Annotated in this window: 12 protein-coding genes and 1 pseudogene; 7 read left to right on the plus strand and 6 right to left on the minus strand. The window is 72.1% G+C overall.

Annotation, left to right across the window (positions count from 1 at the left end; translation table 11 throughout):
* Window positions 1-132: 132 nt before the first annotated feature.
* Genes KUM03_RS37705 through KUM03_RS37715 form a run of 3 tightly spaced genes read left to right on the plus strand, consistent with a single transcriptional unit; the run spans window position 133 to window position 4,347 of the window.
* On the plus strand, window positions 133-3,153 hold the full coding sequence (locus tag KUM03_RS37705; RefSeq protein ID WP_217255123.1) for a LuxR family transcriptional regulator: 3,021 nt from the start codon (window positions 133-135) through the stop codon (window positions 3,151-3,153).
* Between the two features lie 11 nt (window positions 3,154-3,164).
* On the plus strand, window positions 3,165-3,896 hold the full coding sequence (locus KUM03_RS37710) for a peptidase E (protein WP_217255124.1): 732 nt from the start codon (window positions 3,165-3,167) through the stop codon (window positions 3,894-3,896).
* 10 nt (window positions 3,897-3,906) lie between these two features.
* Complete coding sequence (locus tag KUM03_RS37715) at window positions 3,907-4,347, plus strand: OsmC family protein (RefSeq protein WP_217255125.1); 441 nt, start codon at window positions 3,907-3,909, stop codon at window positions 4,345-4,347.
* Between the two features lie 235 nt (window positions 4,348-4,582).
* Here KUM03_RS37715 and KUM03_RS37720 read toward each other — a convergent pair whose 3' ends face one another.
* Genes KUM03_RS37720 through KUM03_RS37730 form a run of 3 tightly spaced genes read right to left on the minus strand, consistent with a single transcriptional unit; the run spans window position 4,583 to window position 8,350 of the window.
* Window positions 4,583-5,824 (minus strand): hypothetical protein, encoded by a 1,242-nt coding sequence (locus KUM03_RS37720; protein ID WP_217255126.1) that lies wholly within the window; start codon window positions 5,822-5,824, stop codon window positions 4,583-4,585.
* Window positions 5,821-7,116, minus strand: coding sequence for an amidohydrolase (locus tag KUM03_RS37725; protein WP_254400426.1), 1,296 nt, complete (start codon window positions 7,114-7,116; stop codon window positions 5,821-5,823). Before KUM03_RS37725 ends, KUM03_RS37720 begins: the two co-directional genes overlap by 4 nt.
* Window positions 7,088-8,350 carry an MFS transporter gene (locus KUM03_RS37730; protein WP_308406491.1) on the minus strand — a complete coding sequence of 421 codons (1,263 nt, stop codon included), beginning with the start codon at window positions 8,348-8,350 and terminating at the stop codon, window positions 7,088-7,090. Before KUM03_RS37730 ends, KUM03_RS37725 begins: the two co-directional genes overlap by 29 nt.
* A 149-nt stretch (window positions 8,351-8,499) precedes the next feature.
* Between KUM03_RS37730 and KUM03_RS37735 the strand changes: the two genes are divergently transcribed.
* Entirely contained in the window at window positions 8,500-9,597 is a 1,098-nt protein-coding gene (locus KUM03_RS37735) for an Lrp/AsnC family transcriptional regulator (protein WP_308406492.1), read from the plus strand.
* Window positions 9,598-9,617: 20 nt separating this feature from the next.
* Here KUM03_RS37735 and KUM03_RS37740 read toward each other — a convergent pair whose 3' ends face one another.
* Both KUM03_RS37740 and KUM03_RS37745 read right to left on the minus strand, forming a co-directional pair.
* The gene (locus tag KUM03_RS37740) at window positions 9,618-9,710 is read right to left on the minus strand and encodes a hypothetical protein (RefSeq protein WP_374225428.1); all 93 of its coding nucleotides are present in this window, start codon (window positions 9,708-9,710) and stop codon (window positions 9,618-9,620) included.
* Window positions 9,711-9,877: 167 nt separating this feature from the next.
* On the minus strand, window positions 9,878-10,291 hold the full coding sequence (locus KUM03_RS37745; protein WP_217255127.1) for an arsenate reductase ArsC: 414 nt from the start codon (window positions 10,289-10,291) through the stop codon (window positions 9,878-9,880).
* A gap of 95 nt (window positions 10,292-10,386) precedes the next feature.
* On the opposite strand from KUM03_RS37745, the gene KUM03_RS37750 reads away from it, so the two are divergent.
* From KUM03_RS37750 to KUM03_RS37760, 3 genes and pseudogenes are all read left to right on the plus strand, one after another.
* Window positions 10,387-10,695 (plus strand): helix-turn-helix transcriptional regulator, encoded by a 309-nt coding sequence (locus KUM03_RS37750; RefSeq protein ID WP_217255128.1) that lies wholly within the window; start codon window positions 10,387-10,389, stop codon window positions 10,693-10,695.
* Window positions 10,692-11,798, plus strand: a complete 1,107-nt coding sequence (arsB, locus tag KUM03_RS37755; protein ID WP_217255129.1) for an ACR3 family arsenite efflux transporter — start codon at window positions 10,692-10,694, stop codon at window positions 11,796-11,798. Before KUM03_RS37750 ends, arsB begins: the two co-directional genes overlap by 4 nt.
* Window positions 11,795-12,044: pseudogene (locus tag KUM03_RS37760) on the plus strand (FAD-dependent oxidoreductase); the annotation flags it as partial. The gene arsB and the pseudogene KUM03_RS37760, both read left to right, overlap by 4 nt.
* A gap of 67 nt (window positions 12,045-12,111) precedes the next feature.
* Here the strand turns inward: KUM03_RS37760 and KUM03_RS39140 are convergent.
* Window positions 12,112-13,320: a DUF4241 domain-containing protein gene (locus KUM03_RS39140; protein WP_217255130.1), complete on the minus strand. Its 1,209-nt coding sequence runs from the start codon at window positions 13,318-13,320 to the stop codon at window positions 12,112-12,114.
* Between the last annotated feature and the right edge of the window lie 25 nt (window positions 13,321-13,345).

Raw genomic sequence — 13,345 nt, forward strand, 5'->3', positions numbered from 1 at the left:
GCCGGGTGGACCCGGCCGGGCCGGGCCGACGGCGTCCCCAATGCCTGGGTGGTGGACACCTATTGCACCGGAGCCCGCCGGCCGGTAGACCACCTGCGCACCAGCGTGGTCGGCGGCGCCGAGGAGGCACTTGTGGAGAGACGTTTCCCCGATTCCGGGGCAGGCGACGGCGTCGGTCACCGGCCGGCGGCCCGCGCGGCAGCGGACACCGACGCCGGGTTCGTCGGGCGCGCCGCCGAGGTGGCCCGGGTCCGTGCGGCGCTCCGCCGGCCGCCGTGTGTCGTGGTGGTGCGCGGCGAGGCCGGTGCGGGGGCGTCCCGGCTGGTGGACGAGGCACTGGCCGACGACGGGCTGCGGGGCTGCGCACAGGTGCGCGGGACCTGTCCCGACGTGTCCGAGGGCGCCGCCCTCGTCCCGATCGCCGACGCTCTGGCCGGGCTGCCGTACCGCGCGGACGGGGCGGACACGCCGTTGCCCCCGCTGACCGGGGTGGTGGCCACGCTGGTGCCCGAGTTGGCCGACCGGCTCCCGGAGCCGCCCGCGGCGGCGGCCGATCCGGAGCTCCGGCGCGGGCTGCTGCCGCGCGCCGTCCGCTCCCTGCTGGCGGCCCACGGCCCCGCGGTCATGGTCGTGGAGGACGTCCACTGGGCCGACCCGGCGACCCGGGACCTGCTGCACCGACTGCTGGCAGACCTGCCGCCCGGGCTGCGCCTGGTCCTCACCGAACGCCGGGCGCCCGGGCTGCCGGCCCTGGGCATCCGCGTACCGGACCACGTCCTCGTCGAGGAGGTCGAGGTGCGGCCGTGGACGCCCGAGGAGACGGGCGAGTTCGTCCGGCGCCGGCTGGGGGAGCGGGCGACGGAGCCGGGGTCCGCGGCGGAGGTGCACACGTGGACGGGCGGTTTTCCGGGCGCGGCGGAGGCCCTGCTGCGTGCCGTGTGCCACAGCGGCGCCCCGGGTGCGACCGACGGCGCCGTACCGGCCGAAGGCATCGTGCGCGCCGTGAGCGCCGCGGAGGTGCCCGCGCGGCTGAGGCGCGACATGGCGCAGCGGCGCGGCCCGCTCACCGACGACGCGCAGCGGGTCGTCGAGGCGGCGGCGGTGCTGGACCTGCCCGTCACCGTGCACGTCCTGGCCGAGGTCGCCGGCCTGGAACCCGAGCGGACCGAGCGTGCCGTCGCCCAGGCGGTACGGCGGTCGGTGCTCCGCGCCGACGGACCGCACCCGGGGTTCCGGCACCCGCTGGACCGACGGGCCGTGCTGGAGGAAGTGCCGGGGCCGGGGCTGGCGTGGCTGAGCCTGCGGGCCGCACGCGTGCTGCAGCGCCGCGGCGCACCGCTGCCGCTCGCGGAACTGGCCCGGCTGTACCGGGCGGCGGGCCGGACCAAGGAGAGCCTGCGCTGCCTCGTCGCGGCCGCGGACCGGGCCGCCGCCGAGGGCGACTACACCGCCGCGACCACCCTCTACACCCAGGCCGTCACCGAGGACCCGAGGGCCGCCGGCCGTATCCGGACCGCCGCGAAGCTGGCCCGCACCGCGCAACTGGCCAGGGCCGGGGAGCAGGTGGTGAGCGCGGTGCGGCGGGTGCTGGACGAGGACGCGCCGCCGCCCCGGCTGAGCGGTGAAATGCGCCTCCACCTGGGCGTGGTCCTGCGCAATCAGAGCGGGGGTGCACTCGACAGCCTCGAAGAGGTCGCCCGCGCCATCCCCGACCTGGAGGTCTCCGACCCGCAGACCGCGGTACGGGCGATGCTCGTCGCCGCCATCCCGTCCATCCAGGGCTGGCCGGTGCAACGGCACGCCGCCTGGCTCGAACGGGCCGAGGCGGTCGCCGACCGGGTGACGGACCCGGTGGCCAGGGCGGCGATGGCCGCCAACCGTGCCACCGCGCTCATGCTCCTCGGCGACCACCGGGCGTGGGCCGCCGCCGAAGCGCTGCGCGGCCCCGCCGGGTCGGTCATGGAGGCGGCACAGTACGCCCGGGGCTGGACCAACCTGGCGCACGCCTCGATGGCCCTGGGACACGCCGCGAAGGCGAGGGAGTTCCTCTTCCGCGCGGCCGACGCACTCGCCGACACCAGCAGCCCGTACCTGGAGGGACTCACGCAGACCGGGCGCCTGGTGCTGGCCTGGCACGAGGGCGGGTGGGAGCGCCTGCACCAGGACGCCGACCACACCACACGGATGTACCAGGAGATACCCGACCTGGCCGCGGAGGCGATGCTGGTGCGCGGGCTGACCGCCCTGCACGTCCTGGGCGACGTCCCGCGCGCCCGCCGCGACCTCGCTCAGGCCGCCCGCACGGCCCGCTACGACACCGGGGTCATCATCACCGCGTCCGCCGCGGCCGTCGCCCGCGTCCACCTGGAGGCCGGGCGGCCCGGGCAAGCCTGCGACGCCGTCGAAGGCGCCCTGCGGCACCTGGAGCGGACCGGCGGCTGGGTATGGGCCACCGAGGTGGCCCCCACCGCCGTCGAGGCCCTGTGCGGCAGCGGCCAGACGGCGCGGGCCCACCGGATCGTCGCGGACTTCGACGCGGGAACCGCCGGCCGCGACGCGCCCGCCGCCCGCGCGGCACTGACCGTGTGCCGGGCACTGCTGGCCGAGGACGAACAACGGCACGGCCGCGCGGCCCTCCTGCTGGCCGAGGCCGAAGCGCGGTGGCGCCGCCTCGGCCGCCCCTTCGACGCCGCCCGCACGGCCGAGGCCAGGGGGCGTTGCCTCCTGCCCGACCCGGAGGCGGCGGAGCAGGACGGGGCCGAGCGGCGGCAGACAGCCGTGGACACGATCCACGCGGTGATCGAGCAGTACCAGAAGCTGGGCGCGCGCTGGGACGTCGCCCGGTGCCACCGGCTGCTGCGCCGCCACGCCGTCGTCACGACACACCGCCGCGGCCGTCTCGGCTACGGCGATCAACTCTCCCCGCGCGAGCAGGAGGTGGCCAGGCTCGTCGTCCAGGGGCGAGCCAACCGCGACATCGCCGAGAGCCTGGTGCTGTCCACCCGCACCGTGGAACACCATGTGGCGCGCATCATGCGCAAGCTCAACGTCAGCTCCCGTACGGACATCGCCGCTGCCGGCGACGGCGGATTTCGATTGCGGACGTGGCCGGTCACCCGCCATGGTGCGGGAAACCCGTACCCGTCTCTTTGAGGAGCCCGTCCATGTCCGTGGCCCCCGCACATCGGCTCGCCCTCATCGGAGGAGGCTTCTCCACCGACACCGACGGCCTCCTGGACGACTGGGCGCTCTCCCATGCGCGCGCCTCGCGACCCAAGGTGTGCTTCGTGCCGACGGCCAGTGGCGACGCTCCCGCCTACGTCGAACAGTTCTTCACCGCCTTCCGGCCGCGCACCTGCGAACCCAGTGTGCTGCCGCTGTTCCGCAGGGAACTCGACGACGACGCCCTGCGAACGTTCCTGCTCTCCCAAGACGTCGTGTACGTCGGTGGCGGCAACACGGTGAACCTGCTGGCGGTCTGGCGTGCGCACGGTGTCGACCGGCTGCTTCGCGAGGCCTACGAACGCGGCACGCTCCTGTGCGGGATCAGCGCCGGCGCCAACTGCTGGGCCGAAGGGTCCCATACGGACTCGTTCGGACCGTTGACGTTCCTGCCGGACGGCTTGGGTCTGCTGCCCGGATCGGTCTGCCCGCACTACGCCAGTGAGCCGGGCCGTCGCTCCTCCTACCAGGAGGCCGTGGCAACCGGGTCCCTCCCCGCCGGCTGGGCTGTGGAGGACGGCACCGGAGCCCTGTTCACCGACGGCCTGCTGACGGAGGCCGTGACCCGCACGCCGGAGGCGCGCCTGCACCATGTACGGGCAGGCGGGAGCGGGCACCGCAGGGTCAGGGAGCAGGCCGTGCCCTGTCGTCTGCTCGTGCACGGATGCGACTAATGTCGATGACATGAGCGAACACTCGGAGCGTTCCGTAGTCGTCGAACGCACCAGCAGCGGCCAGTTCCTGGCGACCAACCCCCGCGGCGGATCGATCAGTTTCGGTACGGCCTCGGACAGCGGCCAGAACACCGGATTCACCCCGGTCGAGTTGCTCCTGGCGGCGATCGGCGGCTGCTCGGCCGTGGACGTCGACGTCGCCACCGGCCGTCACGCGGAGCCCACCCGGTTCTCCGTGACGGTCACCGGAGACAAGGTCAGCGACGACCTGGGCAACCGCATGACGAACCTCGAGGTCACCTTCACCGTGGCTTTCCCGGACGGCGAGGGGGCGGAGCGCGCCCGGGCGATCCTGCCCCGCGCGGTGAAGGCGTCCCACGACCGTCTCTGCACCGTGAGCAGAACCGTCGAGACCGGCACACCCGTGACCACGACGGTCACCGACGCCTGACGCCCGGGCCGCGGAGACGGACGGCACCGCCGGTGAGCCGCAGGACGGCGGACAGCGTGCGGGCATGACGACGACGGGGAAGCGACGGGTCCCGCAGGGGCGGTCCACGGCGGACGACCAGCCGGTGCTGGAACGGACACGGTTACCGGGTGGTGCGGCGGCCCCCGGCTGGACCTCCCGGACATCTTCGACTGACTGCCGGAACCGGCGAGGGAGGCAACCGAGGCGCTCGTTGTCAGACGACCGGGCAGGCCTCCGGGCCGGAGGCGGTCAGTGAGGTGAGGTCGCAGTAGGCCGTCCTCGGGTAGTGGTCGCCCATCACCTCGGCGGTGCGGGCCGGTCCGCTGCCGACGGGAACTTGCTGGATCGCCTCCGCGAAGCCCGGGTCGGCCAGCATGTTCCGGAGGATCAGCAGGTGCTTGTCGGTCGGTGTCGCCGCGGACAGCGGCAGGAAGGTGACGCCCGGAACGCTTTCGACGGCCGCCCGCTGTTCCTCCCTGCCGACGACGTACGTGTACGTGCCGTCGGCGGCGAGACGGGTGTCGGAGTCCGTGCGGCAGCCCGTGTCCACCGTGCCGTCGGGCAGGGGGTTGGCGACGACTTCGCCGGGACCCCACCACAGGTTGTTGCACATCGACCAGTACCGCACCTGGGCCTTCGGGTCGGGCCAGGGCCGCGCCCGGTCGCCGGTGGTCCCCGCGGGCGCCTTGCCGCGTACGACGAGGACCTGTCCCGGAGGCGGGGCGTCGAAGCCGGTGGCCACGTACGCGTTGTCGGGATTCGGGTACAGCCCGGAGCCGCCCAGCCGGGCGAAGGCCGGCCGGGTCGGTTCGTCGGCGGTGCGGGCGGGCGGCACGGGCCCGCGGCCGGGCCCGTTTGTCAGGGCGTCGTCACAGGTCGCGACACGTACCCGGTGGCCGTCACGGAGGAAGGTGACCTTCGGCAGCCGGACCTCGCCGTGCGGCAGGTAGACGCGGTAGATCACCGTTCCCTCGGCGTCCTCCGGTGTTCCGGCGGGAGCGAGCGGCAGGGTGTTGCGTCGGTCGGCGGCCCGGTCGGTGACCGAGACCGTGAACTTGCCCCCGGGGCGGCTGTGCTCCCGGTAGGGATTGTGACTGCCCCGGTCCGGAGCGATCCGGTGGTCGGTCAGGACGGAGGGGGCGCCGTCGGGTCCGGTGAAGCTGTCGCGGGAGGCGTCGTAGGAGGCGAACGAGGCGTAGCGGGCGTCGGGATAACGGCCGTCGAGCTCGATGGTGAGACCCTTCTGCACGGTGTAGTGCAGCAGCCAGTACTGGGAGTTGGTGTCCGGGTACGCCACGTTGGACGACCGGTAGCCCAGCGGATGCCAGGCGCAGTCGGGTACGGCGGGCGCCGCGGGCGCGGCGCCTCCCGGACCGCCGGTCTGCGCCGCGGTGGCGGGCGCGGCCGTCGACAGGGCGAGAGCGGCGGCGAGGACGAGGGACTTCCAGTGCGTCATGGGGCGGTCCTTTCCGGAGAGTTGCCGGTCGTGGGCGCACTCAGCCACGCCCCGGCGGCGGTGAGGAGATGGCGGACCCCGGCGGCCACGGCGTGGGGCGCGGAGGGCGCGTAGCGCGGGGAGTGGTTCATGACCGTGCCCGGGGGGAGCGCTCCGCGTTCCAGGGCGGCGACGGCCTCGGCGTCGAAGCCGGCCGGGTCGGCGCCGCCGAAGTGGTAGAGGACCGACGGGCAGCCGGCGGCCGTCGCGAAGCGGCCGAAGTCCTCGCTGGCCGAGAGGGGAGCGGGCAGGACGTGACCCAGCGTGCCTGCGGACTCCAGGGCCTTCAGGACGCGTTCGGTGGCGTCCGCGTCGTTGACCGTCAGGGGGAAGGAGTCGTACGTCTGGATGTCCGGCGGCGCGGGAGCGTCCTGTGCCTGCGCCTCCGCGCGGACGATGCGCCGCAGGCCGGTGAGCGCCTCCTCGCGGGTCTGCTCGTCGAACGTCCTGAGGCTGCAGAGCAGTTCCGCGGTGTGCGGGATGACGTTCGGGACGGTACCGGCGTGCACGGCACCGACCGTGAGGAGAGGCGACGGAGCCAGCGGCGCGAACTGCGCGGAGAGCGTCTGCAGCCGCATGACCACGGCCGCCGCCATCACCACAGGATCGACGGCGAGATGGGGCGTGGAGGCGTGGGCGCCCGCACCGTGCAGGGTGACGCGGACACTGTCCGCCGCGGCCATGACGGTACCCGGCCTGGTGATCACCAGACCCGCGGGCAGTGGACCCACGTGCTGGCCGAGGACCACCTCGGGGCGGGGGAACCGGTCGAGGACACCGTCGTCGAGCATCGCCTGCGCCCCCCGGCCCACCTCCTCCGCGGGCTGGAAGACGGCCACCACGGTTCCCTGCCAGGTCTCGGGATGCGCGGCCAGCTGCCGGCAGGCCCCCAGCAAGGCGGCCACGTGGACGTCGTGACCGCAGGCGTGCATGACGCCCGCCTCGGTGGAGGCGTAGGGCAGACCGGTCGCCTCGTGCACGGGCAGGGCGTCCATGTCCGCCCTGAGCCACACCACCGGCCCGGCGCCGTTGCGCAGCACGGCCACCACACCGGTGCCGCCCACCTGTCCCGTCACGTCCCAGCCCGCGAGGCGGGACAGCTCGTGCACGACGGAGGCCGCGGTGCGGTGTTCCTCGAAGGCGAGTTCGGGATGGGCGTGCAGCTCGCGGTAGACCTCCTCCCAGTGCGGGAGGTGAGCCGCCAGGCCGGTGGCCAGGCCGGTGTCAGGCGGAGCGGGGAGCTGTGGACGCATCGCTGTCGTCCTCCTTCGTACGGATGTCGCCGACGACGGCGCGAAGACGCGCCAGAAAATGATGGGAGGTCTGGGGCAGGCAGAGCACGGCGGTGATCGCGAGGACGGGCCCGAGGGCCAGCGACCAGAAGGCGACCCGGTAGGACCAGACGTCGACCACATGGCCGAACAGGGTGGGCACCACGATCCCGGAGAGCTGTCCGCCGAAGAGGATGATGCCTGACGCGGCACCCGCCAGGTCCGGGGGAAGACTGCGCAGGGGCACCGAGAAGCAGGGCATGTAGCACAGGCCGATCACCGCGCTGATGAGCGTGCCCACCACCACGAACCCGCCCAGCGAGGTGGTGAGCGGCAGTACGGCCAGCAGTACGGCGGCGGCGGACATGGCCGGGACGACGATGCGACGGGGTCGGCCCTCGAACCGGTCGGACAGCCGCCCGCCGACGACGGCGGCCACCGCCGCGCAGAGCGTCGGCGCCAGGGACACGAGCCCGGCGTCACTCACCCGCAGACCGCGCTCCTCGATCAGGTAGGAGGCGCTCCAGCTGTTGAGGCCCCAGACCACGGTGTCGTACGCGAAGAACATCACCGCGAAACCCCAGATGACCGAGGACCGCAGCAGGGCGGACGCACTCTTGCCACCGCGCCGCAGGACGGGACCGGTCCGTTCCGCCGGAAGCGGTGCGGGCATCCAGCGCCGGATCGCGACCACCACTCCGAGTCCCAGCACGGACACGGCGATGAACATCACGCGCCAGTCCCAGTGCGCCAGCAGCAGCCCGCCCAGCACGGCGGCCAGCAGACCACCGACCGCGTTGGAACTCTGCACCCAGCCGTTGGCCGTGAGCCGCTGCTCGGGAACACTGCGGCGGCTGAGCGCTTCCAGCGCGGCCGCCGGGAACAGTCCCTGGGCCACCCCGAACAGGCAGCGGAAGACCAGCAGAGCGGCGAAGGACCAGGCGACCGCCGTGAGCCCGGTGAACAACGACCACAGGGCGAGTGCCGCGCACATCACCCGCAGCCCGCCGAAACGGCCCGCGATCAGACCGGCGGGAATCTGCGTCAGCGCGTACGTGACGAAGAACGCGGAGAGGATCATGCCCCGCTCGCCGTGGGTCAGACCGAAGGTGTCACCGATCGACGGCAGAGCCAGGTTGATGACCTGCCGGTCTATGTAGTCCACGGCCCAGGCCACGAAGAGCAGGACCGCGGTGGTACGAGTGGTTCGGTGCACGGGTGTCCTCCCGCTGACGAGCCGACGCTTGGCGGAAACCCTGCACCGTCCGCCGTTCAGCGCCTCCGTATCGCAGGTATCCGGCGTCCGGTTCCACGTAATGCAGGAAACCGCCACCACCGCTCGCCGGCGCTGACAGGATGAGACGCGTGCAGCCCACCGACACCGCCCTCCTGCCACTCGCCATGCCCGTTTCCACGGGCCTCGCGCACGACATCACCGAACTGAGCGAGACCGACCTGGCGTTGGTCGAGGCCCTCCAGCTGGACCCGCGGGCACCCTGGTCCCGGATAGCCGCGGTCATCGGCATCGACGCCACCACCGCGGCCCGCCGGTGGCGTCGCCTCTCCGACAGCGGTGCGGCCTGGATCACGGCCTATCCTGCGCGGCACGCCTCGGTGGTCGGATACGTGGACGTCGCCTGCGAGGCGGCGGCGGTGGAGTCCCTGACCGCGCGCCTGCGCTCCTGGGGACCCGTGTTCAGCCTCGAACGCACCACGGGAGAGCACCAGTTGTTCCTGGGAGTCGCCGCGCGCGACCTGCGCTCCCTCGACGACTTCGTGACCCGGCGGCTGGGCGGCCTGGGCGCGGTGCGTTCGGTACGGCTGAGCATCTGCACCGCGGTCCACCGGGAGGGCAGCGGATGGCTGGTGCACACGCTCAACGAGCGGCAGCGCGCGGATCTGCGCGGCGAGAGCCACGGTCGCCCGAGGTCGGGCACCGGTCCCTACGAGAGCGATCGCAGGCTCCTGGTCGCCCTCGGCGCCGACGCGCGTCGCGGCCACGCCGAACTGGCGCGTGAGTGCGGACTCAGCGAGACGACGGTACGCCGGCGGCTGCGGCGGATGATCACGGGAGGCGAGGTCTACTTCCGGTGCGACCTGACTCAGCGGCTGGCGGGCTGGCCCGTCATCGCGACCTTCCGGATCGCGGCGCCCGGCCCCGGCGCGGACGCCGTCGCGAAGTCACTGGCCGGGCTGCCCGAGACCCGGCTGTGCGCGTCCGTCACGGGCCGCGACAAACTGCTGCTGTCCGTGTGGCTGCGGTCACCCGGCGACTGCGCGGCCCTGGAGGAGCGGATCCTGCGCCGCCACCCGGAACTGCGGATCAGCGAACGCGGCATCACCCTCCACACCGCGAAACGCATGGGACGGCTGCTGGACGGCGAAGGCCGGGGCGGCGCCCACGTACCGATCACAGCGGCGGCCTGTCCGCCCGCGGCCGACCGTAGGGCCGAGGAGGCCTGAGCAGTGCCCGCCCTCCTCGCTCACGCCGCGAGGTGCCCTTCGTCCACCGCGAGAACGGTGCCGGTGACGAAAGCCGCGTCGGCTCCCGCCAGGAACGCGACGGCGTCGGCCACGTCGCTGGGTGCTCCTCAGCGACGCGAGGCCATCCGCGCCGCCGGACCCTGCGGCGTCGCCCTCGCCCGGGAGATCGACGCCTGGATCGAGTTCAGGGCCGCACCTGGACCACTCCGCACGGACTGCTTCACCCCGGAGCCGGTGACGACGGCGTCGCGCCTCGCGCTCAGGGCGTCTTCTCCGGGGCGATCTCGGCGATGAGTCCCTCGACCAGGGTTTTGATCTCGTCGCGGATCGGGCGGACGGCTTCGACGCCTTGGCCGGCCGGGTCCTCCAGCTTCCAGTCCAGGTAGCGCTTGCCGGGGAAGACGGGGCAGGTGTCGCCGCAGCCCATGGTGATGCAGACGTCCGACTCGCGGACCGCGTCGACGGTGAGGATCTTCGGCGTTTCCTTGGAGATGTCGATGCCAACCTCGGCCATGGCCTCGACGGCGGCCGGGTTGACCTGAGCGCCGGGGGCGGAACCGGCGGAGCGGACCTCGACGCGGTCGCCGGCCAGGTGGGTCAGCCAGGCGGCGGCCATCTGGGAGCGGCCGGCGTTGTGAACGCAGACGAACAGGACGGACGGCTTGTCGGCCATGATGATCGTTCTCTCTCGTCGCACGGCGGAACCCAGCCGCCAATGACTTCAGCCCCCGCTGGTGTCAGCGAGCGGTGATGTGAGAGTATCAGTGCATGCTGACTTCAGTCGATCCTGACGTGATCCGGGTGCTGGGCGATCCGCTCCGCCTGAAGATCGTGACTCTCCTGGCGCGCGAGACGCTCTGCACGACGCACCTGGTCGAGGAGACCGGAGCCAAGCAGACCAACCTCTCCAACCACATGAAGGTACTGCGCGAGGCCGGGATCGTGGAGACCGAGCCCTGCGGCCGCTACACCTACTACAAGCTCAAGCCCGAGGTCCTGGCCGGCCTGTCCGAGCAGTTCGCCGAACTCGCCGCCTCCGCCCGCACCGCCGCCGAGAACAAGAGGGCCTGCCCGTGACCTCCACCGAGCCCACCACCGCGCAGACCGGGGGCGGGGACGACTCGATCGTCAAGAAGCTCTCCACCCTCGACCGCTACCTGGCGGTGTGGATCCTCATCGCCATGGCCCTCGGCCTCGGGCTCGGACGGGCCATTCCGGGCCTGAACGACGCGCTGGCGAAGGTGGAGGTCGGCGGTATCTCCCTGCCGATCGCGCTCGGCCTGCTGATCATGATGTATCCGGTCCTTGCCAAGGTCCGCTACGACCGGCTGGACGCCGTCACCGGCGACCGGAAGCTGATGATCTCCTCCCTGGTCATCAACTGGATCCTCGGACCCGCGGTGATGTTCGCCCTGGCGTGGATCTTCCTGCCGGACCTGCCCGAGTACCGCACCGGCCTGATCATCGTCGGCCTGGCCCGCTGCATCGCCATGGTCATCATCTGGAACGACCTCGCCTGCGGCGACCGCGAGGCCGCTGCCGTCCTCGTCGCGCTCAACTCGGTGTTCCAGGTCCTCGCGTTCGGTTTGCTGGGCTGGTTCTACCTCGACCTCCTGCCCGGCTGGCTCGGTCTCGGCGACGGAGAGCACCTGGACATCTCGATGTGGGAGATCGCCCTGAACGTGGTCATCTTCCTCGGCGTCCCGCTGCTGGCAGGCTTCCTGACCCGCCGGATCGGCGAGCAGAGGATGGGGCGTGAGGGCTACGAACAGCGCTTCCTGCCGAAGATCGGGCCGTGGGCGCTGTACGGGCTGCTGTTCACGATCGTCGTCCTCTTCGCCCTGCAGGGGAAGACCATCACCTCCCAGCCCCTGGACGTCGCCCGGATCGCCCTGCCGCTGCTGGTGTACTTCGCGGTCATGTTCTTCGGCACCTTCCTCCTCGGCAAGGGCTTGGGCCTGGCCTACGACCGCACCACCACGCTGGCGTTCACCGCGGCGGGCAACAACTTCGAGCTGGCCATCGCGGTCGCGATCGCGACCTTCGGGGTCACCTCCGGTCAGGCCCTGTCCGGCGTGGTCGGACCGCTCATCGAGGTGCCGGTGCTGATCGGCCTGGTCTACGTCGCGCTCGCCTGGCGAAGGAGGTTCGCCGCCGACGCGGTGACGACGGCACCGTGACGCAGCACACGGACGTGGTGGTGGTCGGCGGCGGCCAGGCAGGGCTCGCCGCCGGTTACCACCCGCGCCGCCAGGGCCTCGACTTCGTCCTGCTGGACGCCGACCCGGCGCCGGGAGGGTCCTGGCAGTATGTGGGACTCCCTGCACCTGTTCTCCCCGGCGGATCACTCCTCCCTGCCCGGCCGGCTCGTGCTCGCCCAGCCCGGTGAGACCTACCCGGGCGCCGGGCACGTGGTGGCCCATCTCTTCTCTGTCAAGTTCAGCGTGTTGAACTGGAGCGGGCAGTGCGGCCCGCGCCGGTGGGCGGCGGTCCTTACTCTGCTCCGTCGGCGGAATGGAGCTGGAAGTCGACGACGACGCAACTAACCTGCCCGTCTTCGGTGCGGCCGGTCCAGACGGGGTAGGCCCCGTCGCCTTGGCCGGCACGGAAGGCGATGAGGTTCGGCTCGGGCTCTGTGCCGGGCAGTTCGACGCTGAATTGGCTGTCGCTGTCGAGGGGTATGAAAATGTCGTCGTCCAGCTGGTCTTCGGTCACGGTCCGCATCGCATCCATGAAAGCCGCTGTGCCGGTATCCACGCCAACCCCGTAGAACTGGCCCTCGCCGAGCAACCCCAGGTCCTCGTCAGGCCGGAGGGTCATTTCCCACTCTTGGGGAGGGATGGCCAGGAACGTCACCCTTGCCGCGGCGACACCGGCTCCGCGCGTCGTCCGCAAAAGCGACAGAGTGACTGGGAACTCGCCCAGTGGCACAGCGACGGTCCGCGGGTTGCTGATCCAGCCGGGGTCAGAGACCGCCAGCTGCCCTGACGTGATCCGCAGCATGCCGACGTCAATGGGCTCGACGACGGCCGGCCCCTCCCGGGTGTCGCACGCACCCGGGCTGAATAGTTGCTCGATTCCGGTGGCGCGCAGCGGTCCCGATCCTTCGTCCACCGACACGTCGTTCAGGACTACGGTCGCGGCGGACTCGTGGCCCTGCTGGGCGAGGAACGGCGCGAACACCTGCCAGTCGCCGAATTCCGGTGCGTGACAGAGGAAGTCCTCGATGGGCGTCGCGAACTGCCGCACGGGGACGCTCGACGGGCCGGATGCTCGATCGTGCGATGACTCCGGCGACCCGCCCCGCGGTCCGGCGAACTCGGACCTCACCTCGACCTGCCCGTCGGCTGAGACGGTCGTGGTCTCCTGAACATCCCACTTCCCGTACAAGTGCGCCTGCTCGCTGGGAAACTGCCATCGGGTGTTTCGCTGAGCCAGCAACATTCCCGGGCTGTGAGGCTTGAGGTCGATCATCTGCATGCACCAGGACCTGTCGTCGAACAGATACACACGCCACATACGCCGCGGCCAGTATTCGATCAGTGCCAGCGGTCGCTCCCGCGCGGAAAGCAGAACCGCGTAGTCCACCCCGGCCGCATGCTTGCGTGCCGCGAGCGCGCGCGACATCGGGACCGGATGGGTCATTCCCCGATAGGAACCCCACATCTCGCCGTACGACACATCAAGACTGTCGAAGATCACAGCCGCACATCTCCCCCCGTGGCAC

Origin of the sequence: Streptomyces sp. AC602_WCS936 (assembly GCF_019049125.1) — a bacterium.
In the GTDB taxonomy this organism is placed as follows: domain Bacteria; phylum Actinomycetota; class Actinomycetes; order Streptomycetales; family Streptomycetaceae; genus Streptomyces.

Bases quoted from the DNA above. Each gene is read 5' to 3' on its own strand.
- KUM03_RS37745 (WP_217255127.1), bottom strand. From the start codon at position 10,291: ATGGCCGACAAGCCGTCCGTCCTGTTCGTCTGCGTTCACAACGCCGGC.
- KUM03_RS37715 (WP_217255125.1), top strand. From the start codon at position 3,907: ATGAGCGAACACTCGGAGCGTTCCGTAGTCGTCGAACGCACCAGCAGC.
- KUM03_RS37710 (WP_217255124.1), top strand. From the start codon at position 3,165: ATGTCCGTGGCCCCCGCACATCGGCTCGCCCTCATCGGAGGAGGCTTC.
- KUM03_RS37750 (WP_217255128.1), top strand. From the start codon at position 10,387: ATGCTGACTTCAGTCGATCCTGACGTGATCCGGGTGCTGGGCGATCCG.
- KUM03_RS37720 (WP_217255126.1), bottom strand. From the start codon at position 5,824: ATGACGCACTGGAAGTCCCTCGTCCTCGCCGCCGCTCTCGCCCTGTCG.
- KUM03_RS37725 (WP_254400426.1), bottom strand. From the start codon at position 7,116: ATGCGTCCACAGCTCCCCGCTCCGCCTGACACCGGCCTGGCCACCGGC.